We start from the raw sequence: 26,985 nt of genomic DNA on the forward strand, positions 1-26,985 counted from the left end.
ATCAGCCCACTGGCGCCGCCGCCCGGCGGCGCAGCGCCACCAGCAGCGCCAGGGCCGCCAGCGTCAGGGGCAGGAACGACACCCACAGCACCCGCTCCCAGCCGTAGGCGCTGAGCAGGCCGCCGGAGGAGAACGAGCCCAGCGCCATCAGGCCGAAGACGATAAAGTCGTTGAGGGATTGCACCCGGGTTTTCTCTTCCGGGCGGTGGCATTCCAGCACCATGGCGGAGGCGCCCAGGAAGCCGAAGTTCCAGCCCAGGCCCAGCAGCACCAGCATCCACCAGAAGTGCAGCACCTCGACGCCCATCAAACCGACGGCGGCGGACACACCGGTGAGCACCAGGCCCACGGCGGCCACCCGGCCGGCGCCGAAGCGGGTGATCAGATTGCCGGTGAAAAAGCTCGGCCCGTACATGGCGATCACGTGCCACTGCAGCCCCATATTGGCGGACGCCTGGGAGTGCCCGCAGAAATGCATGGCCAGCGGCGCCGAGGTCATCAGGAAGTTCATCACCAGGTAGGAAACGGCGCCGCAAATCGCCGCCGCCACGAACAGCGGCTGGCGGGCGATCACCGCCAATGGCCGGCCACCGGCCTGCTCCGCCGCCGAGGGCGGCGGCAGGCGCACGCCAAGCAACAGCAGCGCGGACAACGCCGCCACCACCGCCTGCACCACGAAAGTGGCGGAGAAGGTCACCGGCGGCCACAGATCCATGGTCCAGGTCACCAGTTGGGGCCCGATCACCCCGGCGGCCACGCCGCCGGCCATCACCAGGGACAGGGCCCGCGCCCGCCGCGCCGGCGCCACACCGTCCGCCGCGGCGAACCGGTAGGACACCACCACCGCCGCGTAGGCACCGCCAAAGAAAGTGGACAGGCAGAACAGCCAGAACGACGCCACCAACACCGCCACCGTGGCCACCAGGCCAGCCAGCACACCGGCCCCGGCGCCGAGCAAGAACGCCGTGCGCCGACCATGGCGCCGGGCCACCATCCCCACCGGCATGATCGAAGCCGCCATGCCCACCACGAAGATGGACACCGGCAAGGTAGCCAGCACCGGCGACGGCGCCAGCGCATCGCCGACGATGGCGCCGGTGGCGTACACCACCACCGCGTTGGCGCCGGCCAGCGCCTGGGACACCGACAGCCGCCAGATATTGCCCCGCTGTACGTGTTCGGGAAGCTCGAAACTCCGATCGTTCATCCTGGTTATCCCCGGCCAATGGCAAAGCCAGGCATTGTTTCCTGATTCATCACCACGGACAAACATTCTTGAACCGGCTAAAGAACCCGCCCGCACAACCCGGGCACGGGCCGAGGCCGGCGCTCGGATAATGTGGGCGTCAAACCGCGTTCGCGCGCACTTCCCGCCAGCGGCGCGCGGCGCTGGCCACCGCGCCGGCGCCAGCGAAGGTGGCGCCCACCGCCAGGCACAACGCCGGCCCGCGCTCGCCGCCCAGAGCGAACAACAGCGTCACCAGCGCCGAACCCAGGGTCCAGCCGGCGAACCGGGCCACCGCGTTCATGCCGGAGGCGGCGCCACTGCGCGACGCCGGGCCGGTGGTCATCATGGCGGTGTTGTTGGGGGTCTGGAACAGACCGAAGCCGACCCCGCACAGCGCCATGCGCCAACCAATCTGCCAATAGGCCGGCTCCGTCGGCAGAAACACCATCAGCACCAGGCCCGCCGCCATAATCCCCAAGCCGAGACTACTGAGCACCGCCGCCGGATAACGGACCACCAACCGCCCGGCCAACTGGGCAGCGACGGCGGTGGTCAACGGCCAGGGCGTGATCAGCAGCCCGCTCTGCACCGGCGTCATCTGCAGCACCCGCTCGAACAGAAACGGCAACGACACATAGGCCAGAATCTGCGCCGTATAGGAACAGGACGAGGTCAGCAGCGCCAGGGAAAACACCGGTAGCCGCAGCAGATCAAACGGCAGCATCGGCGACGGATGGCGGCGCTGCTGAACGAACAACAGCACGAAACACAGCAATCCGACCACGATCTCCGCCACCGCCCAGCGCGTATCACCACCACCCAAGGTACCCACGCCCACCACCAGCAAACCAAAAGCCAGTGCGTTCAGCAGCGTACCCAGGGCATCGAACCGATGGGGCGTCCGCGCGCTGCCCGGCATCGTCCGCCAGAACAACCACAGCGCCACCACGCCCAGCGGCACGTTGATCAGAAACACCCAGGGCCAGGACGCCACCGCCAGCACCATGGCCGCGAACGTCGGCCCCAGCGCCGCCGGCACCGCCACCGCCAGAGCCAGCCACGCCATGCCCTTGCCCACCAGATGGCGCGGGTATATCACCCGCACCAGCGCCACCCCGGCCACCGACAGAAAGGCGCCGCCGGCCCCCTGCAACACCCGGGCCGCCACCAGTGTGCCCAACGTCGGCGCCACCGCGCACACCAACGACGCCAGGGTGAACACCGTCAAACCGGTAATGAACAAGCGCCTCAGACCCAGCGCCTCCACCATCGCCGCCACCGGCAGCAAACACACCACCGCCGCCAGCTGATAGCCGTTGACCACCCACACCGTGGCCGCGTCGCTGGCGCCCAGGGACAAGGCCATGTCCGGCAAGGCGATGTTCACCACCGCCGTGCTCAGATTGCTCAGGGCAATACCCAGCAAAACGGCCAATGCCGCCCAACGCCGCTCGCCAGGCGGCAAACCGTCGCCAATCAAGGACGGGGAAGACGACGACGCAGAGGTGGTGTCACGCATTTGGATAAAGGGCTCCCGAGACCGGACCGCCGGCCCGGAGCACCCGGTCGACCATCACAATCGGGCCATGCTAGCATCAGCGCATTCACACTTTACGCCAACGATTATCGATGAAGCGCCAATCCACCTCCGCCCCGCTTTTCCGAACCCGCCAACGGGCACGACAACGTGGCGAGACCATCGGCGCCCACCATCACGACGAAGCCCAACTCATTCTCGCCCTCTCCGGCACCACCCAGATCTACACCGACACCGGCCGCTGGCTGGTGCCGCCGCAGTTGGCGGTATGGATTCCCGCCGGCATCACCCACCGCCTGGACGTGCTCTCCGGGGCGGAAATGCGGCTGCTCCACTGGCACCCCGAAGCGATCCAGCGCTGGGCCCCCAACGCCAACCTGGACCGGGAATTCGCCCTGCGCGTCTCGCCGCTGCTGCGCGAACTGATCCACGCCGCCTTCGCCCCCAACACCGACGCCGACAAACAAACCCTCATCGCGCAACTGGTACTCCATGAACTCAGCACCGTGGTGGACGCCCCCACCTACCTGCCCCTGCCCACCAGCAACGTGGGCCGGCGCGTCGCCCACCTGGCGCTCTCCGACACCGGCCTCGCCCTCACCACCCCGGACCTGGCCGCCGGCGCCGCCACCTCCGTGCGCACCCTCAGCCGCCTGTTCCCCGCCGAAACCGGCCTCACCTTCCGCGCCTGGCGGCAACGGGCGCGCATCGTCATGGCCATCGACCATCTCGCGCGCGGCAAGACCATCGCCCAGGCGGCGGGGCTGGCGGGGTTTAGTAGTACCTCGGCGTTTTCCTATGCGTTCCGGCAGGTGACCGGGGAGACGCCTTCCGGGTTCGTGGGGTGAGCAACGCGAAGGCGACGCCGGTATGTACCTTGGCTAAACAGCGGTGTATCCACCATCCGCCATGACCACGGTCCCGGTCATGTAACTGGCGCGATCACTGGCCGCGAAGGCAATTACCTCGGCGATCTCCGACGGCTCGGCGGCGCGGCCAATGGGAGATCCCTTGCCATGCTCGGCAAGAAAGTCACGCCCGTTCGGCATCACATCATCAAGGATCCCGGTGACGATATCACCGGGAGCGACCACGTTCGCCCGAATACCGTATTGCGCGCCTTCCAGTGACAGAACCCGCGTCAATTGCGCGATGGCGCCTTTTGACGCGGCATAGGCTCCAATCGTCGGGAAGGCGACCTGGCACGCATAAGACCCCACGTTCACGATGCTTCCCCGCCGCGCCGGCATCATGACTTTCATCGCTTCCCGGCAGTGCAGAAAGCTCCCTCTCAAATTAACGTTGAGCACCGAATCCCAGTCCTCGAGGGACATTTCGGCAACGGTCTTATTAATGATGCGCGCCGCGTTATTGATCAGGATGTCGAGACGACCAAAGCGCCGCAGCGCCAACTCCACCGCGCGAGTCGCCGTTGTCTCTTCGGACAGGTCACCGGTCAAGGTAACAATACGGTCCGAATAGTCTTCCAACTCAACCACCCCTGCTTTGACATCCTCCGCCACGACACAGGCGCCACGATCAGCGAATAGCCTGGCCGTCTCGCCACCCACGCCGCCAGCGGCGCCGGTCACTATGACCACCTTTCCTTCAAACTCCCGATTCAGATCACTCATGTCTCACTCCTCACAGTTCGAAATGCCCGCTCGCTGGCGGCACGAGCGGACACAGTAACGACCGGGGAGCAATGAATAATCCCGTTCAAAGTGAATGCATTATTAAGTACTACTAACCAATTCGCGGAGAGGGGCTTCTTTCCTTCATGAAGTCGATAAAGCACCTCAACACGGACGATTTTTGATTCTGCTTGGGGAAGCACAAATAGAAGCCCTCGAACGGCGCCGACCAATCCTCGAGCAATGGCACCAGCTCTCCTCGTGCCACATAGGGCTTGATCTGATCCTCGGCCCAAAAGGCCACACCGGCGCCCCTTACAGCCGCCTCAAGCGCCAGACGCTGATCGTTGAAAGACAGAACGCCCTGCAAGGTGACCCGCAACCAGCGATCATTCCTGAAGAACTCCCACTGATAGCAACCCAGGTGGCCGGGCCAACGCCAAGTGATACACCGATGATCGCGAAGATCGGCCGGGCTGGCCGGATGACCGAACCGCTCAAGATAATCGGGCGCCGCCGCGGCGATTTGCCGGATAGGCGGACCAAGGGGCAACGCCACGAAATCCTGATCAAGCATCTCGCCAAGGCGAATCGACACATCGTAGCCGTCCGCCACCGTATCGACGGCCGCATCGTCGACGCACACATCCACCTTGATTTCGGGGTATTCATCGAGGAACTCGGGCAAATGCGGCTCCAGATAAAGCCGCGACCCCAAACGCATGGCATGGATACGGATCTTCCCACGTGGCCGGTCCGCGAGCAGCGAGGCATCGGCCAGCGCCGCCGAGAGCTCACCAAGAGCGGGCTCCAGCCTCGCCGCCAGGCGCTCCCCCGCTTCCGTAAGCCGAACGCGACGTGTGGTTCGATGCAGTAGCTGCACGCCAAGGCGCGCCTCCAACGCCTTCATGCTCTGGCTCAATGCCGATGGCGTTATGTTCAGTGACTCGGCCCCACGCACGAAGCTGCCATGAGTAACGATGGCCATGAACCCCTGTAGCTCAGCAAATTCCGTCCCGCGCACGCCGTACCTCCTTGCTTAAAGGTGGAAGGTGGCCTGGAGCGGCCCCGACCGGCGCAGGACCTCCACGCCGCCATCCAGCGCGCCCAGCTTCACCAGTCCGCTGGCGTGCTTGAAGTCCTTGTGGAACAGGGCCAGGTTGCCCCAGGGCGCGTAGTAGGTGAGATCGCCGGCGCGGGGCGTGATGCCCGCCGGCGCTCCCTCCGTGGACAGCCGCCGGGGCAGATCGCTGATCTTCTCGGTGGCGGCGAAATCCTCCAGGGTCAGCTCCAGCGGCAGCAGGGACGCGAAGTCCCGGGCACTGTCGCTATCGTCCAGGGTGGCGGTAAGCGTGATGCCTTCGATGTCCAGATAAAGCCGCATGATCGACTCCCGAGTGTTAAGTCTCTTGAACGGCGGCGGTCGCGCGCCGGCGACGGGCAGCGGCCAGCAACACCACGATACAGCCGAACAGCGCCAGCACCCCGTAGCCGGAAGCCACCTGCAGCAAGCTCAGCCGCCCGGAAAGCTGACCGGCCACCAGGGTCGGCACCGCCGCCCCGGTGTAGGAGGTGGCGTAGATCACCGACAGAATACCGGCGCGCTCCTCCTGTTCGGTACCCGCCACCATCATCTGAATGCCGCCGCTCAGGGTGGTGCCCTGGGCGATACCCGCCAGCACGCTGGTGATCAGGAACGGCACCAGCAGCCCCAGCTTCAACGACAGCAGCACCCCCGCCAGCCCGGCGGTGAACGCCAGCATGCCCAGGCACTGGGCGCTGGAAGGCCGCAACCGGCCGGCGATGGAGGCGCCGATCACGCTCGGCGCCATCAGCGACGCGAACACCAGCGCGGCGGCCAGCGCATTGCTGGAATGCAGCTGCTCGCGGGCCATGATCGGCCCGAACGCCTGGTAAAAACCGCCCAGCGCCCAGGTGCACACAAAGGTGCAGGCGGCCACCGGATAGGCCTTGCGCGCCGACGGCGGCAACCCGAACCGGGGTCGCAACGACGCCCGCCAGCCCGGCTCACCGGCCACCGTCTCCCGACCGCGCAGCAGCAACAGCGCGCACACCACCAGCACGCCGAGAATCACCAGGTAAGGCAAGGTGCGCGGAGACGGCCCGTATTCCACCATCACGCCGGACGCCACCCCGCCCAGGGTCAAGCCGGTCATCGGCCCGCAACTGAGAATCGCCGGCGCCACCCAGGACGGGGACACCGGCGCCGTATCCACCAGCCACGCCGCCAGCGCCGTGGACGCCAACCCGCAGGACAACCCCTGGAACAACCGCCCGATAATCAGCGGCGCCGCCTCATGCACCGTCATCAACGTGACACTCGCCAGCCCGGCCAGTGCCACCGCCAGCAACGACACCGCGCGCCGCCCCAGATGGTTCGACAACCGCCCGAACACCAATAACGCCATCACCGCACCGGCGAAATACACCACCGCGCTCAACGACAGCGCCCCGTAGCTCACCCCGTCCACCGCCTGGTAAATGCCATACAGCGGAATCGGCGTCGCCGACGCCGCGTAGGCCATCACCAGGGACAGGCTGGCGGCGACGAACGTCAGCCCGTCGCCGGATTGTTTCGTGGTCTCCACCATGCCTGATCAGCGCCCCGGGCGGCGCATGCGAGCTGCCGCCTCGTCTTGGCCGTTCTGAGTCATTGCCTTGCCTTACGTTTTCGGATCGATGGGAGAGCGCCGGCGGAACCGTCGGCACTCCTTTTGGCGGGTTGTCCTGCGCCGTAAGCGAGAGGGCATGACCCTGGATGACCATTTAAGTATGGCGCCGGCCTATGAATAAACCGGGCTCAATCGAATGTAGTCATGAATGGGATTCATGAAAGGTGGGATATGGGCCATGGAGCATGAACAATGGCCCCAGGTCACGATACCTCTCTTCGTCTAGCTTTCGTTCACCTCGGGCATCAAGCCATCCAGTGCGTCAAAGAGGCCCTCGACCACCGTATCTCTTCCGGCAAAAAGCGCCTCCGGGCCGCCGCTATGCAAGGCACTGAAGGGCGGCTCATAGAGCGCGGCGGGCTCCATTACGCCCCGTGAAGTGAGCTGTTCGATGATCATTTCCACGAAGCGGATCTGCGGGGCGGTGAGGCTGGTATCGTCCAGGAAACGGGCGAAGGCGTCCTTGGCGGTGGCTTCGTCCATGCCCACCAGGCTACGGACAAAGTGCGCCAGGGAAGGCGCTTCGGTGCGCTCCAGCAGATCGGACAGCAACGTCCTGCCGTCATCCTCGCCCAGGCCAGCGAGCATATCTTCCAGCGCTTCCAGGTCACTGGCAGTAAGCGGCCGGTTGGTTCTCAACCGGTGGATCACAATGTTATCCAGGTGGTTGCGCAGGTACTCCCGAACTTTCTTCTCGTACTGCACGCTGGTCATCCTCGGCAGTGGCAGCACGGTGCCATCGCGTACCCCCATGACCTCGTCCTCGAAATCCGTGTACACCACCTCGCGCCGTTTCTTGTTCAGAAACGGCACCACGCCGCGCAGACGCAGCCGCATTTCTTCCAAGGTGCGCACGTCCATGCCGTCCCAGAAAGCCGGGTCCTGCACCGCCTGCAGGTATTCAAGCTGCCGGGCAACGGCGGGAATGCTGGTTTTCTCTTCCAGCATGGTGGCGATCTCCACCACCCGCTTGCGATAGCGTTCAAAGGCCGCCTGGTCGGCGGTGAGCACGGCAAGCTGCAGACGCAAGGCGGTGAGATCGAACATGCGGGAAGCGACGTCGTCGTACTCCAGCTCGGTGGGCAGGGTCGCCACCTCCGCGTTTAACAGCCGCTGGTCGTCCTCGCTTAGCCGGTCCCAACGCTTGCGATCCTTGAAGTGGTCCACGGCTTGGCGCTTCATGCGAACGATAAAGTTGTCCGGGTTCATGGCGGCCACTTCGCGATAAAGCGCTTCCGTGGTGTTACCGGCCACCTTGGCCTCCGGATCGGCCTCCGGGGACAGTTGCAACAAACCCAACAAATTCACTCGGGCACGAAAGACACGGGTACTGAGCGGCTCGCTACCGCCGGCCTCGATGCCTTCCGGGTTCTCGTTGAAGAAATCGAAGTTGCAGCAGAAATCGAAGATACGAAAGTCCGCCTTGTCCTCCCCCGGACCAAAGAGGTCCGGGCACAGCCGTGTGCCCCGCCCGATCATCTGCCAGAACTTGATCTTGGAATACACCGGCTTGAAGAACACCAGATTCACCACCTCCGGCACATCGATGCCGGTGTCCAGCATGTCCACGGAAATGGCGATATGGGGTGCCTTGTCCTTCTGGGAGAAATCGTCGATCAACGTCTGGACGTATTTGACCTTGTAGGAAATCACCCGGGCAAAGTGCCCGGCGTGTTTCGGGTAATGGTGGTCGAAGCGCTTTGCGATAAAGTCCGCATGGGCCTGGTTGCGGGCGAAGATGATGGTCTTGCCCAGGCGGTCGCCACCCTCCACCTTATGGCCGTGCTCCATAAGATGCTTGAGGCCCTTGTCCACGGTATCCTCGTTGAACAGCCAATTGTTCAGGGCGGTAGCGTCCACCTGCTCCGGAATCAGGGTGCCTTCGGGCACATTGTCACCCCACTCCAGGGATTCCCACTGGGCCTTTTCGTCCTCGCTCAGGTCGTCGTAACGGATGCCTTTCCGGGGGAAGCGCAGATCCACTTGCTGCACCCTGGGCGGCACTAGGTAGCCATCGCTGACCGCCTTGCCCAGCTCATAGGCGTCCGTGGGCACGCCCTGTTCCAGATCGAACAGGTCATAGGTGTTCTTGTCCACCTGCTCCCGGGGCGTGGCGGTAAGGCCGAACAGCATGGCGTCGAAATAGCTGAAAATAGCCCGGTAGCGCTGGTACACCGAGCGGTGGGCTTCATCGATGATGATCAGATCGAAGTGCCCCACCCCGAAACGGGCCTCGTCGGTATCCGAACCGTTGTTAGCATCGATCAGACCCATCATGGTCGGATAGGTACACACATACACCCGGCCTTCGGTGTCCTTCTCGGTGACCAGGTTCACCGGGCTGGATTCCGGCAGGTGGGCCTTGAAGGCATTTACCGCCTGATTCACCAGCGACACCCGGTCCGCCAGGAACAGGGCACGCTTGACCCAGTTGGCCCGTTGCAGCACGTCCACCAGGGCAATGGCGGTACGGGTCTTGCCGGTGCCGGTGGCCATCACCAGCAGGGCCTTACGTTGTGCGTTCTTAAGCTGCTCGAAAATACTGCCGATGGCGCGCTTCTGGTAATAGCGCTCAACGACGTCGGTGTTGATGGCGGCCACATCCAGCGGCTTGCGGCTGTCCCGGCGACGAATCAGGCGGGTGAGTTCGTCCTTCTTGTAGAAGCCCGCCACTTCCCGGGCCGGGTAGGCCTGATCATCCCATAGCCAGGTGTCGTAGCCGTTGGTGAAGAAAATCAGCGGCCGCTGGCCGTGCATTGCCTCCAGGCAGTCCGCGTAGAGCTTGGCCTGCTGTTTGCCCACCGTGGCGTCCACGGTGGTCTTCTTGGCTTCCACCAGCGCCAGCGGCTTGCCATCGTCACCCCAGAGCACATAGTCCACATAGCCAATGCCCTTGTTGTTGGGCATGCCGGTGACTTCGTACTCCCGGTCCTGTTCCTGGTCCAGCGGCCAGCCGGCCCGGTGCAGCTCCAGATCAATCAGGTAGCGGCGGGTCTCCGCCTCGGTGTAATCGTGACTATCCGGCACCTGCTCCCGGACCTGACGCAGGGCCGCCAGCTCCTGGCGCAGCGCCTGCAGCTCCTGATCCAGGGCGTCGCGCTCTTTCTGCTGCTTGAGCGCCGCCTCATGCTGGGCTGCGAGCTCTTTCTCCAGGGCCTCCAACTCAGCCCGCGGCACCACCTTGTCCGTATCCAGCGGTTGCGGCACCCGATCATCCCGCCAGGCCGCGCCTTCGCGGGAGGCACTGGGAGTGTAGGTCCGCACCAGCCAATAGCAGACATGGTGCAGTTCCTTCACCACCTGCATGGCCTGCTCGGCCTTGATCGGTTTGGTCTGGTGAACCGCGATATTACCCACCTTCTGGATCACCCGGGCCTTCTGGAACACCGCCTCCGGCAGCAGGTTCATAAAGGTGGGTTCGTGCAGCAGCGCCCCCAGCTTGTTGTCGTAGGGCATGCGCAGGCTGGCATCATGGCGATACAGCCAGTGCACCGCCGCCTCCAGCGCGAAGCGGGCGTGGAAGCAGGCGGCGCGGGGATCACCGAGAATATGGCCTTCCGCCCGGCTGGCGGCCTGACTCAAGTCCTTGAAGTCGTTGGGCAGGAAGGCGAAATTGGTCATCGTGCTTTATAGCTCCCCGGAGAAGGCTTTAGTTTGAAGAGCACCGAAAAGCCCATTCAGTTCTTCCGCATACTTAACCAACCTAATCTTTTGCTTCTGCAAAGAATTACAAAGAATCGAAAATTTTTCCTGGAGCGCAATATCTGGAACAGGCACTTGCAACTCATTCATTGCATTCCTATCAAACCTACGAGTGCCATGCCCTGCGGATGACACCAAATCCATAACCTCCCTTTTTTTTGCCTTTAAACAATACAGCAAATAATCAGAATTAATACTCTCAATCGGCCGTATTGCTTTCATATCCTGGTTAATAGCCACCGAAACATTGTTGACGGCAACTGGGAATGAGTGCGCCAAGATCATCCCTCTTACAACAATAAGAATATGGCCAGGATCAACAAGCCTCATATTGGTTTCTGACAATGCCAGAGAAGTTATTGAATCTTTGGATTCATATACTCTATCGACTTTCATATCTTTTGGGCTAACCCAAGGAAACCCCTCACCCCAGTAAAGGTTATTCGCCTTACTTGGTGTGCCTCCGCTCTTAAAGGAGCCAACTTCTGAAAAGGGTAACGTTTTCCATTTCTTGGGGTTCTCAACAGGATCACCAAAGAGATCGAGAAAGGCGGATTGCAGGAGCGCATCGAGCTGGGCGAGGGACTCGCGGCGCTTGGCCCGCAGCGCGTCCGCCTCATCCAGAATTTTCGCAATGCGTTTTTGTTCGTCCAGGGGAGGCAGAGGAATCTTCATGCCAAGACAACGCTTGTGACTCAAATTGGAAATATTCGTTGTCTTATTACCAAAAGATCGAACAACGTGCTGAACCGCCCCAGATGAAAACCAGTGATACAGATAGCGATTATCAAGCTTCTCGTCCTTTGGCCTTAATATTGAAATGAAGCCTCCTGCCGTTGCCTGATAATCTAGCTGAGGAACCCAGCAACATTTGCCAACCAGATTCCAGCTATTTGCACTGGAAACCAGAATATCTCCAGCCCGGAGTATCTTATCGCTGCGCTTAACTATTTCCCCCGGAATTCCAACAATGTCAGATTGATCAAGTTGCTCCTGGACATTTTTAGTCCTCATACACGCAACTGCACCATGCTCAAGGTAATCTCGAATATCCGCAGGCTTATAGGTAACGCCTCGAATCAAAGCTGCGTGATCACCGAGAGTAACTGATTGCCAACTCATTTGAGCAGCCCCTCCAGCTCTTTCCGCCCCTTTGAAATCTCCTCCTCCAGCTCTGCCAACCGCTCCAAAATCACCTGCGGCGATTCATATTCCACCGCCTCATACTCCACTTCCTTATAACGGTTGATGGACAGGTCATAGTCGTTGCCGGCGATTTCCTCGCGGGGCACCAGGAAGCTCTGTTCGGTGCGCTTGCGTTCGCCTTCGTTCTCCCGGTTTTGCCAGCGGGCGAGCAGATCGGGCAGGTCGGTCTTGTCCGGCTGCGGGGTGCGTTTGTCGTCCAGGGAGAAGCCGTCCGCCGCCATCTTGTAGAACCAGACGTTGTCGGTGCCTCCGGAGTTGGTCTTGGTGAACAGCAGGATGGCAGTGGAGACCCCGGCGTAGGGTTTGAACACGCCGGAAGGCATGGAGATCACCCCGTCCAGTTTCTGCTCTTCCACCAGCATCTTGCGCAGGCTCTTGTGGGCCTTGGACGAGCCGAACAGCACGCCGTCGGGGACGATCACCGCCGCGCGGCCGCCGGTTTGCAGCAGGCGCAGGAACAGGGCCAGGAACAGCAGCTCGGTTTTCTTGGTTTTGACCGTTTGCAGCAGGTCCTTGGCGGTGGATTCATAGTCCAGGCTGCCGGCGAAGGGTGGATTGGCCAGGATCAGGGAGTATTTCTCCTCGTCCAGGTCGTCCGCCTGGGCCAGGGAGTCCTTGTAGCCGATGTCCGGGTTTTCCACGCCGTGGAGCAGCATGTTCATGCTGCCGATGCGCAGCATGGTGCTGTCGAAGTCGTAGCCGTGGAAGGTGCCCTCGTTAAAGCGGCGGCGGGCCTCGTCGTTTTTGTAGATGGCCTTGCTGTGGTGCTGCTGGATGTATTCGGAGGCCGCCACCAGGAAACCGGCGGTGCCGCAGGCCGGGTCGCAGATCACATCCTTGGGGGTGGGCGCGGTCATCTCCACCATCAGCTTGATGATATGGCGCGGGGTGCGGAACTGGCCGTTCTGGCCAGCGCTGGCGATCTTGCCGAGCATGTATTCGTACAGGTCGCCCTTGGTGTCCGCATTGCTCATATCGATGCTGTCGAGCTGGTCCACCACGTTGGCCAACACCCGCGGGGTGGGCATCATGAAGAGCGCATCCTTCATGTGGTGGGTGTAGGTGCTGCCGCCCTCCCCGTCTTCCTCACCCTTGTTGCCCAGGGTTTTGATAAACGGGAACACCTGATCCCGCACGGTGTTGAACATGTCCTCCGGGGCGAAGTCCTTGAAGCGGGACCAGCGCAGGTGGTCCTGGTCGGGGCCGAACACCGGGTTTTCGATGGTCTTGCTGAAGCGCTGCGCCTTGTTCTCCTGGCGGGTATGTATCTCATCCAGCCGCTTGATGAACAGCAGGTAGGTGAGCTGCTCGATCACGGACAGCGGGTTGGAGACGCCGCCGGACCACATGGTGTCCCAGATTTTATCGACCTTGGATTTGAGTTCGCCGGTGATCATGGGGTTGCTGTTATTCCTCGTTGAAGTAATCGCTGTCGATGTGTTTGACGTCGTAGGTTTCCTTGGTGGCCACGCCCAGGTTGTACTGGATCATCAGCCTGGCCAGTTCCTGGCCGTCGATCAGAACGATCTTTTTCTCGATCATGCCGGGCGGTCCATGTCCGGCGCGGTCTCCAGCACTCGCATAGGCCGCGCGATGGCCTGGCCGGCACGGGCGGACAATTCTCCGGCTTCCAGGATGGCCCGGCACCGCGCCAGTCCCCGAACGGCGCCTTCGGTGACGATTACTCGTGGCACCCGGGTGGCGCCTTATCGCCACGGCCCCAGGACTCCAGCCACTCATTGGTTTCCTGGACCGTGAGGTGGCGCTCGGTCTCGCGGTAGGACCGCCAGGACTCCAGGGCTTCCCGCTTGAAGCTCTCATGGGTCTCTTCGCGGGCCACATATTGCCTGATGGCTTCCAGCATGATCCAGTGCGGTGAGCGGCGGCGCTGGCTGGCCAGTGCCCGGACGCGGCCTTTCAGCTCGTCGTCAATTTTGATGGAGGTTGCCATGGCGGCCTCGTATCGAAAGGTAATACCCTAGGCACGTGCGGGGCTTCCGTCCATCCTCCCTGTCGCGCCAATAAAGCCGTGCTCACGGGTTTACTATTCCTTCGCACTTGGCTCCGCGTTTAGATAAAGCCCTCATATTCCCGCAACCTATCGACGGTCACGACCAGGCCCTGAGCGGCCAGCGTCTCAAGATACTCTTCCACCCCTTTCGGAGGTTTTTTCAACGAACCCCTATGGTTTTTCGCCGTTTCAATAACCCTTGCTTCGTGAAGATCGAACTGCTGAACAACAAAATCATCCGGATGAACTGCCTCTATTCCGAACCTCGCCAGCACGGCCTCTGGAAAATCTCTTAGGTTAAAGGTAACGATCAGTTGAGCACCGGCCACAATGGCCGCCGCGAGTACATGTCTGTCGTCGGGGTCTGGCAATGTCAGCCCCGCGATCAGGTTTTCGTAGCCGGTAACTCGGCAGTCCGGCACGGCCTGGTTCATCAATTCGATGGTGCGAGGCAGATGTCCGGCGAGTTCCGGTCGGTCCTCCAGCAGATTCCGGGACCATTCGTTCTGAATATCGTCCGACCATCTCGCTGCGAACAAACCCGATAGCGCCAGCCGAATTAGAAAATCGCGGAGCGGAGCCGGGTACAAAACGCAGGCGTCGTAGATGACCGAAAAGCGCATCAGTACCCCATATCGTGCTCTTGGGCCTGATCCGCCAGCGCCTGCAGCGCGGCTTCGCTTTCGGCGGCGCGAGCCGTCCGATACGCCATGACATCCTGAAAGCGGATGCGTCGGTGCGTCCCAACCCGGGTGAAGGGGATGGCACCCTCCTCCAGCAGCTTGACCAGGTGGGGGCGGGAGACGTTCAGCAGATTGGCCGCTTCCTGGGTGGTCACTTCGGCGTGCACCGGCATCAGGGTGACGGCATTGCCCTGGGCCATTTCCGTGAGGATGTTGCGCAGCAGTTCCAGGGCGTGCCGGGGCAGCACCAGATCGGTGTCGTCCATGCGCACCCTGGCACGATCCTGCCGGGGGTGGTCCTTCAGCAGCCGCGCCAGGGCGGCGGCGCTTTCCCGGGCCAGGTCCGCAGCCTGGGGGTCCGGGAGCTTGTCGTGATCTTGCGCGGTGTTCATGGGTTACCTCTGACAGCGATATCGCGCGATATCCATAAAGTATTCGAAACAAACGAAAATCGCAATAAACGAAACGCTGTGCCCGCGCCCTCTAATAGAGCCATGCGCAAGGGTTTGCTATTCTTTCGCGCTTGGCTCCGTTTGGGTGGGATCGCGGCTGAAGCCGCTCCTACAGCCAGCGTTCCCGCGCCCTGCCCTTGAGCCGCTCCACTCTTTTCAGAAAACAGGCGATACCGCGCTTATGGCAATGGACGACCTTTCCGGCCACACCCCGATGATGAAGCAGTATCTCGGCCTGAAGGCCGACCATCCGGATCAGTTGCTGTTCTACCGGATGGGGGATTTCTACGAGCTGTTTTTCGGCGACGCGCAGAAGGCGGCGCGGTTGCTGGACATCACGCTGACCCAGCGCGGGCAGAGCAATGGCAAGCCGATTCCCATGGCCGGGATTCCGTATCACGCGGCGGAGGGCTATCTGGCGCGGCTGGTGAAGCTGGGCGAGTCGGTGGTGATTTGCGAGCAGGTCGGCGATCCGGCGCTGGCGAAGGGGCCGGTGGAGCGCAAGGTGGTGCGCATCGTGACGCCGGGGACGGTGAGCGATGAGGCGTTGCTGGAGGAGCGCCGGGATACGCTGCTGTGCGCGTTGTTCGAGGACGGGCCGGCGGTGGGCGCGGCGAGCCTGGATGTGGCGGCGGGCCGGTTCGTGGTGACCCGGGTGGAGGGCCACGAGCAGTTGCAGGCGTTGCTGGAGCGCTGGCAGCCGGCGGAGTTGCTGGTGTGCGAGGACCATGGTCTGCCGGCGTCGTTGGTGGAGCGGCCGGGGTGCCGCAAGCGTCCGCCGTGGGAGTTTGACGGCGAGGCGGCGGTGCGCCAGTTGTGCCAGCAGTTCGGGGTGCAGGATTTGTCCGGGTTCGGGCAGCCGCCGGCGGTGGCGGTGGCCGCCGCCGGGGCGTTGCTGCAGTACGCCCGGGATACCCAGCGCAGTGCCCTGCCCCATGTGACGGGTCTGGCCATGGAGGCGTTCGACGACGGCGTGGCCATGGACGCGGCCACGCGCCGCAATCTGGAGCTGACCGAGACCCTGAACGGCGACGAGGTGCCGACCCTGGCCTGGGTGCTGGACAGCACCGAGACGGCCATGGGGGCGCGCCTTCTGAAGCGCTGGATTCATCGACCATTGCGCGACCGCACGGTGCTGGGCGAACGCCAGCAGCGGGTGGCGGCGTTGCGCGATGGCTGGCGGTTCGAGGCGGTGCGCGAGGTGCTGGACCGGATCGGCGATATGGAGCGGATTCTGGGTCGGGTGGCGTTACGCTCGGCGCGGCCCCGGGACCTGACCCGCCTGCGCGCCAGTCTGGAGGCGTTGCCGGCGTTGCACGCGGCGCTGCCGGACCACGAGGCGTTCCAGGGCCTGCATGAGCGGCTCAATGAATTTCCGGAGCAGGCCGGCTTGCTGGACCAGGCGGTGATCGAGAATCCACCGATGCTGATCCGCGATGGCGGCGTGATCGCCGAGGGCTACAGCGCGGAGCTGGACGAGCTGCGTTCGATCAGCGAAAACGCCGGCCAGGTGCTGGTGGATATCGAGACCCGGGAACGCGAGCGCACCGGCTTCTCTACCCTGCGGGTGAAGTACAATCGGGTGCACGGCTATTACATCGAGCTGTCCCGCCGCGAGGCGGACAACGCGCCGATGGATTACCAGCGTCGCCAGACGCTGAAGAACGCGGAGCGTTTCATCACGCCGGAGCTCAAGGAGTTCGAGGACAAGGCGTTGTCCGCGTCGAGCAAGGCGCTGACCCTGGAGAAGCGGCTCTACGAGCAGTTGATCGAGACCCTGGCGGCGGACCTGGGCCCGCTGCAGGCGAGCGCCGCGGCGGTGGCCGAGGTGGATGTGCTGGCCGCCTTCGCGGAGCGTGCCGAGGCGCTGGGCTGGGTGCAGCCGCAGCTGGTGACCGAACCGGTGGTGGAGATCGTCGATGGCCGCCACCCGGTGGTGGAGCAGGTGCTGGACGATGCGTTCGTGCCCAACAGCCTGCATCTGGACGACCAGCGCCGCATGGTGATCATCACCGGCCCGAACATGGGCGGTAAGTCCACCTATATGCGCCAGACCGCCCTGGTCGCCCTGCTCGCCCATATCGGCAGCGCGGTGCCGGCGGCCAGCGCCCGGGTGGGCAAGCTGGACCGCATCTTTACCCGCATCGGCTCCTCCGACGATCTGGCAGGCGGCCGCTCCACCTTCATGGTGGAGATGTCGGAGACCGCCAACATCCTTAACAACGCCACCCCGGAAAGCCTGGTGCTGATGGACGAGATCGGTCGTGGCACCAGCACCTTCGATGGCCTGAGCCTGGCGTGGGCGGCGGCGGAGCACCTGGCGCGTAATCTCAGGGCGTTCACTTTGTTCGCCACCCATTACTTCGAACTGACGCAACTGCCGGAGCAATTGCCCGGGGTGTACAACGCCCACCTCACCGCCAGCGAGCACAACAACCGCATCGTGTTTCTGCACCGGGTGCAGGAGGGGCCGGCGAGCCGCAGCTACGGCTTGCAGGTGGCGCAACTGGCCGGGGTGCCGGCGGGCGTGATCCACCGCGCCACGGAGAAGCTGAGCGAGCTGGAACAGGGCGAGCGACCCAAGTCGGCGGCCCCGGCCCCGGCCACCGCGCCGGCCCAGGCGGATCTGTTCGGCGCGCCCGGCGCGGTGGAGAAAGCCCTGGCGGATATCGACCCGGACGAGCTGACGCCCCGGCAGGCGCTGGAGCGGTTGTACGCGTTGAAGGCGTTGGGCAAAGGGTGACGCGTTATATCCATATGCGTACAGGGACGGGTTGCGGCGCTTGCCTGAGGCTGGCAGTCCGGTAGACTAGCGCCGCCCCCAAGTTCATCGGTGTCTGCTAATATGCGGCTCCGGCCCCGGAACGAGACGAGAATACACCTGGCGAGGACAGGCTAATGACGTTCGTAGTAGGTGAAAACTGCATCAACTGCAAACACACGGACTGCGTGGAAGTATGTCCGGTGGATTGCTTCTATGAAGGCCCCAACTTCCTGGTCATTCACCCGGACGAGTGCATTGACTGCGCGCTGTGCGAACCGGAGTGCCCGGTGAACGCCATCTTCTCGGAGGATGAGCTGCCGGACGATCAGCAGGATTTTCTGGAGATCAACGCCGAGCTGGCGGAGAAGTGGCCAAACATCACCGAGATGAAGGACTCCCCGGACGACGCCGACGAATGGGACGGCGTGGCCAACAAGCGCGAGAAACTCGTCAAGGAATGGTGAGTCAGGCGTGAGTGTTTCGGCGGGCGGCGCGCCGGCCGGAACACTGTCCGCGGCGCCAGTGGTCTGAAACCGGCGGCTTGAAACAAGCCCGGTGGGCCGGAAATGAGAAAGGGCGGCATCCTGCCGCCCTTTTTGCGTCGAGTCGTCCTTACCCGATTGCGCTCACCTGGACTTCCGTGTCCGCCATCCTTAGCCAATCCCTGTGCTCTTTATCCCTGAACACGGAAACCACTATAGCAACCCGTTTCGTTACCGAGGGTTAAAGATCTATAAAATTTCCTGCCCGGAAATCAGCCCCACCGGCTCTTTCTCTGATTTATCAATGACTTAGCGATTCGCCCCCTGGAAATTGAGGGCATACTAGGACAGAAGATTGGTAGAAATGCTTACAGTCTTGTAAGATATCTCTTACAAACGATGGCCATTGCCAGGGTCCGGAAAGTGATCCCAGCGCGAATCTTGCAACAGACTCCCGTTACAAGAACGTCAACTTTTTACAATCGCTCACTGCTTTTTACTGCACCCGCGGATTGTGACCTGTAGCATTCAAGGCATCGAAGGTATCCCCCCAAGGCGCTAGAAATAGCGCTCACAACCCCCCCTCTTCCACCCCCTTTGGAAGAGGGGTTTTTTTTGCGTGCCAAACGGCGACCGGCCGTCAACCCGCTACCGCGGTGAGAGCGCGCAGTGAGCGACAGGATTCATTGAAGGCGTCTTCCAGGGGATCGAGGCGCTCGTCCACTGCGGCCAGGTCGCCGGCCCGGGCCAGCTGTTCCAGCTCCAGGCACAGCGCCGCCACCCGCCGGGCGCCGAGATTACCGCTGCTACCCTTGAAACTGTGTGCCTGCTGGCGCGCCAGATCGGCGTCGCCCTGGGCGACCGCCTGGCGCAGGGCGGCCAGACGCTGGCCGCCGTCGCGGCCATAGGACTCAACCAGGGTCTCGAAGTCGCTGCCCATCACCTCGCGTAGCTCCGCGAGCACGGTCTCATCCAGCACTGGAGGCTGTTGCATGTGTCACTCCCTTGAGTCGAAGATGGCGCCCTCTTCCAACCGCGCCGACACCCGGACGCTGGGCCTCGGGCTCTCCGACCGGAACCACGACCGGAGGCATATCCGCGATTTCGAGTATAGGGGGGGCAACCGCGTAGCTCACGGTTTCCGTCTCATAATATGAGACGATTTCAGGGAAGTACGCCCAGATTCCGGGCTCTGCGCACATCTTCGGGACGATCCACGTCCCACAGGGGCGGCAGGACCTCCACGCCGCTTTCGTCGTTGAGGGCCACCAGGGTGTCCGCCAGGGCGTAACCACCACCGAGTCGCACACCCTCGAAACGGTCCGCCCGCCAGACCTTGGCGTCGCCGCCGCCGATCAGCACGAAGCCGCCGTCTTCACTGGCGCCGAGCACCACCCGACCGTGCCGCAGGCGGTCCTCGGCCAGGGCCAGATAAGCCTGATCCAGCACCGGGCAGTCGCAGCCCACCAGCAACACCCGGGCATGGTCGGCCAGGCCGGCGGCCAGGGCGCGGGCCATGCGCTCACCCAGGTCCGCGCCCTGCTGGTAACCCACGGAGAGATTGATCGCGGCGGCACGCCGCGCCAGGGTCTCGTCGGGCTGGTCCAGCATCAGCCGGGCCGGGCCGGCGAAGGCGGCGGCCTCGGTCAGGGTCCGATCCAGCAGCCGTTGGTGCACCGCCAGCGCGCCCTGCTCGCCCAAAGCCGGAATCAGGCGGGTTTTCACCTGGCCCAGGCGGGGAGCCCGGGCGAACACCATCAGCAGGGTCTCGCCGCCCATGCCGGCCTCAGCGTTGATAATAATGGTGGCGGTAGTAGTCCCGGTGCAACCGCGCCGGGTCCTCGCCGCGCCAGTAGCGCCAGCGCAACTGCCACATCAGCAGGGTGGTGCGCAGCACGCCGTTCTCCTCCCAGCGGCGGCTGTCCGCCTCCAGGCGCGGGCGCAGGCACACCGGCTTGGCGCGGCCGCGCAGGCGGGTGCTGAGCGCCACGTCCTCCATCAGCGGTTGCATCGGGAAGCCGCCCAGTTCCAGGAACAGATCCCGGCGCACGAAGATGCCCTGGTCGCCGGTGGCGATGCCGGTCCAGCGCGAGCGCAGGTTCATGGCATGGCCAATCATCGGGAACAGCCGGTGGTCACCGGAGAGGCGCACATCGAAGCGGCCCCAGAGGGCGTCCTCGGGCAGGGCCCGCAGGGCACGCAGATGACCGCGTTTGACCCGGCCGCAATCGGCGTGCAGAAACCACAGCCAATCCCCTTTGGCACGCTCAGCGCCCAGGTTCATCTGGCGCGCCCGGCCACGATCACAGTGCAACACCACGTCGGCGTATTGGCGGGCGATCAGCGGGCTGCCGTCCTGGCTGCCGCCGTCCACCACGATGATTTCGTCATCCTCCGTCAGGCGCTCACGCAAGCCGGCCAGGAAAGCCTCCAGGCATTTGGCTTCGTCCAGCACCGGGATCACCACGCTCAGGCTCATTCCAGCGCTCCTCCGCAACTGCTGCCGGCGCCGGCGGTGCAGCCAAAGCAATGATCGGCCACGTAAATGCCTTCGCCGTCCTTGTCCGCCGCCAGCAACTCCTCGAGATGCGGGTGGCGCTCGCCGCCACCCTGGGGCAGATCCAGCATCTGGTTGAAATCGCAATCATAGAGATAGCCACGATAGTCCACGCTCAGGGTATCGCGGCACATCACCGCGTCCAGGTTAGCGTCATTGTGGCTGTCGCGCAGCAGCCGCATGTAATCGTTGAAGCGGTCCTGGGCCAGCAGCACCGCGCCGAAACGGCTGATCGGCATGTTGGTGATGGTCAGCAGGTGGTTGAACCGGATGCCGAAGCGCTCGCCCAGCTCGCGTTTGTAATCCGCTTCCAGGGCCGCCTGGGGAGGGGGAAGATGGGCGCCCACCGGGTTGTAAACCAGGTCCAGCGGCAACGCCTCGCTGTCACCGTAGCCGGCGGCGTTAAGCCGGCGAATCGCCTCGATGCTGCCCTGGTAAACGCCCTTGCCGCGCTGCTGGTTGACGTTGTCTTCCAGATAGCACGGCAGCGACGCCACCACCTGCACGCCCTGCCCGGCCAGGAATTCGGGCAGATCCTGGTAGCCTTCCTCGAGCACGATGGTCAGGTTGCAACGGTCGATCACGGTGACATCGCGGGCGCGGGCGGCGCGCACCAGATCCCGGAAGTGCGGGTTCATCTCCGGAGCGCCGCCGGTCAGATCCAACACCCGTACCTCGCCCTGATCGAGCACCGCGATCACCTGCTCCACCACCTTCCGGCTCATCAGCTCGGTGCGGGTGGGGCCGGCGTTCACATGGCAGTGCACGCAGCTCAGATTGCACAGGTAGCCCAGATTCACCTGCAGAATGCGGGTGCGCCGCCGGCGCAACGGCGGGAAATCCGTTCGGCTGCGCAGCAACAGGGGCCGGGTGTCCTTCATGGCGTGCTCCTCGGGGTAGGGACCGCGTTCATGCCCCCATGGATGCATGTTGGAAGGAAACGTTACGTCAAAACCCGGCCCGGCGCTAACGGCGCCGCGCGGTGAGCACCTCCCTCAATACCCGGTTCTCGATGCGAAACGGCAGCGACATATGATCCTCACCGTCGATCACCGTCATGCTGGCGCGCAGCCCGTGGCCGGAGAGCGGCTCAAGCCGCCGTTGCAGGGCGCCGGCATCCTGAATTTCCTGGGGCGAATCCCGTTCCGCCAGAATCAGCGCCAGGCTGGCGTGGGTGACATCGATGTCGCCGGCTTTCACCCGTTCGCTGAAGTGGTGTTCCGGGGCCAGCAGATAGCGGTCGTGCCACCACAGGCTGGGGCTGGCGGCCACCACGTGGTCGAACAGCCCGGGCCGGGTGAAAAACGCGTAGACCGCGAACATGCCGCCGAAGGAATGGCCGTACAGGCTTTGTTGGCCGGGGTCCACCGGGTATTCGGCGGCCACTTTCGGCATCACCGTGTTGGCGAGAAAATCGAGCAGCTTGTCCTGGCCGCCCTGAGGCGGATCGTTGCGCTCCTCGGGCACCGGCGGCGAGAAATCATAGGAACGGCGCCGGAAATTCAGCGGTTCGTCTCCCGGGTAGCCGATACCCACGATCAACGCCCGCCGCCACGCCTTTTGCGCCCGCTTGGCCTCATGCAGAGAAGCGAAATAGGCGTTGGCGTCGAGCACATAGAGCACCGGGTAGCCACCGGTGTAGGGCAGCTCGCCCTGGGGCTCGCTGATCATGATGCGATAGGCATCGCCGTCGGCGTTGCGCAGTTGCCATTCGCGCGTACCGCTGAGCGCCACCGGCTCGGCGGCGGCACTGACCGCCAGCGCCACCAGAGCCAGGCTCATCACCGCCCGCCAGGAATCCGTGAGGATCATCATGGCCATTGCCCTCACCAGAAGTAGCTGACGCTGCCGATCACGCTGCGGCCGGCACCCCGGTAGCAATAGCCCGCCTCGCAAACCACGTATTCCTTGTCCGTGACGTTCTTGGCGTTGACCCCCACCCGGAACCCGGCCAGCGCGCCGCGCAGGTCGTAGTGGGCGCCCAGGTCCACCAGGGTATAGCTTTCGTTCTTGCGGGTGTTGGCGGCATCGTCGTAACCGCTGCCCACATAGCGCGCGCCACCGGCCACGCCGAGACCGTCCAGCATCCCGCCGAACTGGCGGTATTCCATCCACAGGCTGGCCAGATGACGGGGCCGGTTGGTGGGTCGGTTGCCTTCGTCGCCATCGTTGCTTTCAGTAATTTCCGCGTCGTTGTACGCGTAGGCGGCGGTCAGGCTCAGGGCGTCGGAAAGATCGGAAACGGCTTCCAGTTCCACGCCCCGGGAACGCTCCTCGCCGGTCTCCACGCTGAACGCCACGTTGCGCGGGTCCTGGGTCAGCACGTGGCTGCGGGTCAGTTGGTAGAGCGAAGCGGTAAGCCGGGTGCCGCTGCCCGGCGGCTGGTATTTCAGCCCCAGCTCGAACTGCTCCCCCTCGGAGGGATCGAACGCATCGCCTTCCAGGCTGGTGCCGCTTTGCGGCAGGAAGGATTGCGCGTAACTGGCGTAGGGCGCCAGGCCGTTGTCGAACAGGTAAAGCGCGCCAAGCTGACCGGTGGTCTTGTCGTCATGGGTCTTGGTGCGGGCCAGGTTCAAGTGATCTTCCTTGCGGGTTTGCAGCCAGTCCTGACGCAGGCCGGCGGACAACCGCCACTGGCCGATGGCCATCTGGTCCTGCAGATAGAGGCCGCCGCGATGGGAAATACCGGTCTGGTCGGCGAACACCTGATCCGGCCGCGCCACCGGTTGGTCGTAATCCGGGTTGGTGCGATCAATGGAGGGCGCGGCGCCGGAGGCGTATTCCACGTCGTAATTCAACCAGGCGTAATCCACGCCGGTGAGCAGGGTGTGGCGGACCGCTCCGGTATCCAGTTCGGTGACCAGGCGGGTGTCGGTGGTCACCGACTCCATGGTTTCGTAGATGCCGTAGCTGACCCGGTCCAGCAGATCCGCGTTGCCGGCGTTGACGCCGGTGACGCTGAGATACTGGTTGGTGGTGTCCACGTTGCCGTAGCGCAGGTTGTGCTGGACGCTGACCGTATCGCTGAAGGCGTGTTCGAACTCATAGCCCAGCAGCCACTGGCGCTGATCCAGTTTGTCGAAGTCCTCGTCACCGGCCCAGAAGCGGGTGAGCGTGTCGCCGTCCTGGTAGGGGCGCGGCGAACCACTGGTCAGCCGGTCGCTGTACTGAGTCAGCAGGGTGAAGCGGGTGTCCTCATCCGGCCGCCAGCTCAAGGAGGGGGCCAGCAGGGTCAGGTCGTTGTCGACCTGCTCAATGTCGGTATTGGCATCCCGCGCCACGCCCACCAGCCGGTACAACACCTCGCCCTGATCGTCGGCGCGACCGCCTACGTCGAACTGGGCCTGGCGATGATCGTGGCTGCCCACCTGCACGCCGACTTCCTGGCGCGCCTGCGCGCTGGGGCGCTTGCTGACCCGGTTGACCAGGCCACCGGGGCTGATCTGGCCGTACAACACCGAGGACGGCCCCTTCAGCACCTCCACCCGTTCCAGGGCATAGGGCTCGCTGGTGAAGTAGGACAGCCAGCCGGTGTTGGGCTGGCGCAGGCCGTCCAGGAAGTCGGCGTCGGTGGTGACCGCGTAACCGCGCACCTTGATCTGGTCGAAGCGCGGGTCCAGGCCGGAATCGCCAATGCTGACGCCGGCGGTGTACGCCACCGCCTCCTCCACGCTGCCAGCCTTGCGGTCGGCGATCTGGTCGGCGGTAACCACGCTGATGCTGCGGGCTGTTTCCAGAATCGGCGTGCCGGTTTTGGTGGCGGTAAGGCTCTGGTCCGCGCGGTACCCGCTTACCGGGCCATTGGCCTCCTCGCCCTGCCCGTCCACGGTGACCGCCTCCAACGCATGGGTCCGGCCTTCCAGGGGCACCACCACGTAACCGCCGTCGCCAGCCTCGGCCACCAGGCCGGTACCAGCGAGCAGTTGGTTGAGCCCGTCGCGCACCGAGGCGGGCTGGCGCACGCCGCCGGTGCGGCGGTCGCGGGTCAGACCCGGCGAGAACGACAGCGTGATGCCGGTGCGTTCGGCGAAGCGGCTCAGGGCCGGCGCCAGCGGCCCGGCGGGAATGTCGATGGCGTTCAGCACGGCCGGCGCCGGCTCACCGGGCGGCGTCGCGGCCAGGGCCGGGCCGCCCAGGGTCAGGGCCAAGGCGGCGGCGAGAGCGTGACGGCGCCAGTGCTGGCGGCCATCGAAAGGGCAAGCGGTCAAGAACATGATGGATTCCGTTGTCGATTAAGGACGTGTCCTTTCCTTAACCGAACCCGCCGGCGAAACCCGACAGACTTTCCGAACTTTTTTCAGGCCGCCTCCACTTTCACCCACCAGGGCGTGCGCCATGCCACCGCCACCGGCAACAGCCGCGCCAGATCGTCGATCAAGGCATCCGGGTCCCGCAGCTGGAATACCCCGGACAAACGCAGGCCGGCCACCGCCGGGTCGCAGCCGGTGTACCCGTTGCGGTAACGGCCCAGTTCGGCGAGAAAATCCCCCAGGCGCATGTCGTCCACCATCAGGTGTCCCCGGGTCCAGTCGTCGGGATGTTCACGGAGCGCCGTCGGCGTCACCGCGTTGTCGGAGAGGCGCCACCCCGTCCCCTCGCCACAGTGTCGCGCCGCGCCGCCCCGGGGCGTCGCGATTACCACGCCGCGAGCCACCCAGAGCGTGGCGTGATCGTCGCCCACGTCGCGCAGCAGAAAGTCCGCGTCGAGGGTTTCGCATACCCCGAATTCATGCGCCACCCGCAATGGCCGGGGAACCGGTCGGCCCCCATCGGCGCCACTGCGCACCCAGATCTCGCCATGGTGCAGGGCCAGGCGCCGCTCGCTGGCGTCATAACGCACGTCCAGCGAGGAGCGGGTATTCAGGAACAGGCGGGTGCCATCCTCCAGGGTCAACCGGCGCTGCTCCCCGGCGCCGGTGCGCAGGTCGGCGCTGAGCGGCGAGTGTCGATAGGCGGACCACCCCACCGGCGCCGCCACCATCAGCGCCAGCAGCCCCTTCAAGGCACGGCGCCGGCGCGGGTCGACGGCGGCGTCGCGCAACACGGGCACCGCCATGCCTCGCTCCGGCAGGCTGTCGAGCATGGCGCGGAAATCGCCGCGCAGCTCGCACAGCCGCGCCCAGGCCAAAGCATGGGAAGGATGATCCGTGCACCACTCGCGAAGGCGCTCGCGCAGCGATGCCGGGTCCTCCGCTTCATCAAGACGCAGTTGCCATTGGATCGCCGCCCGCACCACGGATTCCGGCAACGGCGTGTGCCGATCCAGCGCCATCACCCCTCCTCCAGTTGGTAACGCAGCCGGTAGCAGTGCATCAGCGCTTCCGCCACGTACCGCTCCGCGCTGCGGGTGGACACGCCCAGTGCCTCGGCCACCTGGCGGTGGGTCCGTCCGCCCAGTTGATGGAGCAGGAACGCCTGGCGCACACGGGGCTTGAGACCATCCAGCATGGCGGCGGTGCGCTCCAGCATCTGCAACGCCTCGTGACGGGCCTCGGCGGAGGGACAGGTTCGTGGTGGCAGTTGCGCCAGGGCTTCCAGGTAGGCTTTTTCCAGGGCGCTTCGACGCCAGAAATCGATCACCAGCCCCCGCGCGATGGTGCCCAGAAAAGCGCGCGGTGCGGTGCCGGTGACCGGCTCGCCCCGTGCCAGCACCCGCACGAAGGTGTCCTGGGCCAGATCCGCGGCCTGCTCGGTGCATCCCAGCCGGCGGCGCAGCCAGTGGTACAACCAGCCGTGATGATCACGGTACAGGGTGGTGAAACGGGAGGCTTCGGGGTCGGAGGCGGACATGATTCACGGCGGCTCTTGGACGGACCCTGCCAGGCGGCACGGTGTGACGAGCCACACATTAAACGCGAATCAGTCTCATTACAAGAAAGGCGGGCATCACCCGAAAGGAAGTGGCGCCCCGAGCAGGAGTCGAACCTGCGACCTAGCGCTTAGGAGGCGCTCGCTCTATCCAACTGAGCTACCGGGGCTTTCTAAAACCGTTGTCCTGCATTCACCTGTCCGAGTGCTCGGAATGGAGCGAGCGCA

At 64.0% G+C, this 26,985-nt stretch carries 24 protein-coding genes and 1 tRNA gene; 3 read left to right on the plus strand and 22 right to left on the minus strand.

The annotated features are described in order from the left end of the window. Position 1 precedes the first annotated feature (1 nt). Together ACLD02_RS11180 and ACLD02_RS11185 are read right to left on the minus strand one after the other, a co-directional pair. Positions 2-1,207, minus strand: a complete 1,206-nt coding sequence (locus ACLD02_RS11180; RefSeq protein ID WP_410298728.1) for an MFS transporter — start codon at positions 1,205-1,207, stop codon at positions 2-4. A 139-nt stretch (positions 1,208-1,346) separates the two neighbouring features. Further along, positions 1,347-2,747, minus strand: coding sequence for an MFS transporter (locus ACLD02_RS11185; protein WP_203102113.1), 1,401 nt, complete (start codon positions 2,745-2,747; stop codon positions 1,347-1,349). Between the two features lie 110 nt (positions 2,748-2,857). Here ACLD02_RS11185 and ACLD02_RS11190 point away from each other — a divergent pair, with 110 nt between their 5' ends. Next, the gene (locus ACLD02_RS11190) at positions 2,858-3,613 is read left to right on the plus strand and encodes an AraC family transcriptional regulator (RefSeq protein ID WP_410298729.1); all 756 of its coding nucleotides are present in this window, start codon (positions 2,858-2,860) and stop codon (positions 3,611-3,613) included. A gap of 33 nt (positions 3,614-3,646) precedes the next feature. Here ACLD02_RS11190 and ACLD02_RS11195 read toward each other — a convergent pair whose 3' ends face one another. The 11 genes from ACLD02_RS11195 to ACLD02_RS11245 form a co-directional block, all read right to left on the minus strand. After that, positions 3,647-4,399, minus strand: coding sequence for an SDR family NAD(P)-dependent oxidoreductase (locus ACLD02_RS11195; protein WP_203102109.1), 753 nt, complete (start codon positions 4,397-4,399; stop codon positions 3,647-3,649). Positions 4,400-4,511: 112 nt separating this feature from the next. Next, entirely contained in the window at positions 4,512-5,423 is a 912-nt protein-coding gene (locus ACLD02_RS11200; protein WP_203102107.1) for a LysR substrate-binding domain-containing protein, read from the minus strand. A 15-nt stretch (positions 5,424-5,438) separates the two neighbouring features. Beyond that, positions 5,439-5,783, minus strand: coding sequence for a cyclophilin-like fold protein (locus ACLD02_RS11205; protein WP_410298730.1), 345 nt, complete (start codon positions 5,781-5,783; stop codon positions 5,439-5,441). 16 nt (positions 5,784-5,799) lie between these two features. Next, entirely contained in the window at positions 5,800-7,011 is a 1,212-nt protein-coding gene (locus ACLD02_RS11210; RefSeq protein ID WP_203102103.1) for an MFS transporter, read from the minus strand. Between the two features lie 303 nt (positions 7,012-7,314). Then, the gene (locus ACLD02_RS11215) at positions 7,315-10,713 is read right to left on the minus strand and encodes a DEAD/DEAH box helicase family protein (RefSeq protein WP_410298731.1); all 3,399 of its coding nucleotides are present in this window, start codon (positions 10,711-10,713) and stop codon (positions 7,315-7,317) included. A 6-nt stretch (positions 10,714-10,719) separates the two neighbouring features. Further along, positions 10,720-11,916, minus strand: coding sequence for a restriction endonuclease subunit S (locus ACLD02_RS11220; RefSeq protein ID WP_410298732.1), 1,197 nt, complete (start codon positions 11,914-11,916; stop codon positions 10,720-10,722). Beyond that, the gene (locus ACLD02_RS11225) at positions 11,913-13,397 is read right to left on the minus strand and encodes an N-6 DNA methylase (RefSeq protein WP_410298733.1); all 1,485 of its coding nucleotides are present in this window, start codon (positions 13,395-13,397) and stop codon (positions 11,913-11,915) included. Before ACLD02_RS11225 ends, ACLD02_RS11220 begins: the two co-directional genes overlap by 4 nt. A 10-nt stretch (positions 13,398-13,407) precedes the next feature. Beyond that, complete coding sequence (locus ACLD02_RS11230) at positions 13,408-13,542, minus strand: hypothetical protein (RefSeq protein WP_410298734.1); 135 nt, start codon at positions 13,540-13,542, stop codon at positions 13,408-13,410. A 139-nt stretch (positions 13,543-13,681) separates the two neighbouring features. Next, positions 13,682-13,951 (minus strand): CopG family ribbon-helix-helix protein, encoded by a 270-nt coding sequence (locus ACLD02_RS11235; protein WP_410298735.1) that lies wholly within the window; start codon positions 13,949-13,951, stop codon positions 13,682-13,684. 119 nt (positions 13,952-14,070) lie between these two features. After that, positions 14,071-14,634: a PIN domain-containing protein gene (locus ACLD02_RS11240; protein ID WP_410298736.1), complete on the minus strand. Its 564-nt coding sequence runs from the start codon at positions 14,632-14,634 to the stop codon at positions 14,071-14,073. Then, positions 14,634-15,086 (minus strand): helix-turn-helix domain-containing protein, encoded by a 453-nt coding sequence (locus ACLD02_RS11245; protein WP_410298737.1) that lies wholly within the window; start codon positions 15,084-15,086, stop codon positions 14,634-14,636. The genes ACLD02_RS11240 and ACLD02_RS11245 overlap by 1 nt, the downstream gene beginning before the upstream one ends. 241 nt (positions 15,087-15,327) lie before the next feature. Between ACLD02_RS11245 and mutS the strand changes: the two genes are divergently transcribed. After that, positions 15,328-17,889 carry a DNA mismatch repair protein MutS gene (gene mutS, locus ACLD02_RS11250; protein ID WP_410298738.1) on the plus strand — a complete coding sequence of 854 codons (2,562 nt, stop codon included), beginning with the start codon at positions 15,328-15,330 and terminating at the stop codon, positions 17,887-17,889. A gap of 155 nt (positions 17,890-18,044) precedes the next feature. Next, positions 18,045-18,374 (plus strand): ferredoxin FdxA, encoded by a 330-nt coding sequence (gene fdxA, locus ACLD02_RS11255; protein ID WP_161384470.1) that lies wholly within the window; start codon positions 18,045-18,047, stop codon positions 18,372-18,374. 658 nt (positions 18,375-19,032) lie between these two features. Here the strand turns inward: fdxA and ACLD02_RS11260 are convergent. The 9 genes from ACLD02_RS11260 to ACLD02_RS11300 all read right to left on the minus strand — a co-directional run bounded on the left by ACLD02_RS11260 (position 19,033) and on the right by ACLD02_RS11300 (position 26,927). Continuing rightward, complete coding sequence (locus ACLD02_RS11260) at positions 19,033-19,386, minus strand: Hpt domain-containing protein (RefSeq protein ID WP_238400894.1); 354 nt, start codon at positions 19,384-19,386, stop codon at positions 19,033-19,035. A gap of 170 nt (positions 19,387-19,556) precedes the next feature. Then, positions 19,557-20,171, minus strand: coding sequence for a TIGR04282 family arsenosugar biosynthesis glycosyltransferase (locus ACLD02_RS11265; protein WP_410298739.1), 615 nt, complete (start codon positions 20,169-20,171; stop codon positions 19,557-19,559). Between the two features lie 7 nt (positions 20,172-20,178). Then, the gene (locus ACLD02_RS11270) at positions 20,179-20,871 is read right to left on the minus strand and encodes a TIGR04283 family arsenosugar biosynthesis glycosyltransferase (protein ID WP_410298740.1); all 693 of its coding nucleotides are present in this window, start codon (positions 20,869-20,871) and stop codon (positions 20,179-20,181) included. After that, positions 20,868-21,830, minus strand: coding sequence for an arsenosugar biosynthesis radical SAM (seleno)protein ArsS (arsS, locus tag ACLD02_RS11275; RefSeq protein WP_203102080.1), 963 nt, complete (start codon positions 21,828-21,830; stop codon positions 20,868-20,870). Before arsS ends, ACLD02_RS11270 begins: the two co-directional genes overlap by 4 nt. A gap of 85 nt (positions 21,831-21,915) precedes the next feature. Further along, positions 21,916-22,770, minus strand: coding sequence for an alpha/beta hydrolase (locus ACLD02_RS11280; protein WP_203102072.1), 855 nt, complete (start codon positions 22,768-22,770; stop codon positions 21,916-21,918). 5 nt (positions 22,771-22,775) lie between these two features. Continuing rightward, complete coding sequence (locus ACLD02_RS11285) at positions 22,776-25,163, minus strand: TonB-dependent siderophore receptor (protein WP_410298741.1); 2,388 nt, start codon at positions 25,161-25,163, stop codon at positions 22,776-22,778. A gap of 83 nt (positions 25,164-25,246) precedes the next feature. After that, positions 25,247-26,221, minus strand: coding sequence for a FecR domain-containing protein (locus ACLD02_RS11290; protein WP_410298742.1), 975 nt, complete (start codon positions 26,219-26,221; stop codon positions 25,247-25,249). Beyond that, the gene (locus ACLD02_RS11295; RefSeq protein WP_203102059.1) at positions 26,221-26,739 is read right to left on the minus strand and encodes a sigma-70 family RNA polymerase sigma factor; all 519 of its coding nucleotides are present in this window, start codon (positions 26,737-26,739) and stop codon (positions 26,221-26,223) included. The genes ACLD02_RS11290 and ACLD02_RS11295 overlap by 1 nt, the downstream gene beginning before the upstream one ends. Before the next feature lie 111 nt (positions 26,740-26,850). Beyond that, positions 26,851-26,927, minus strand: a tRNA-Arg gene (locus ACLD02_RS11300). Between the last annotated feature and the right edge of the window lie 58 nt (positions 26,928-26,985).

Origin of the sequence: Alloalcanivorax sp. C16-2, from assembly GCF_046507615.1 — a bacterium.
In the GTDB taxonomy this organism is placed as follows: Bacteria; Pseudomonadota; Gammaproteobacteria; order Pseudomonadales; family Alcanivoracaceae; genus Alloalcanivorax; species Alloalcanivorax marinus_A.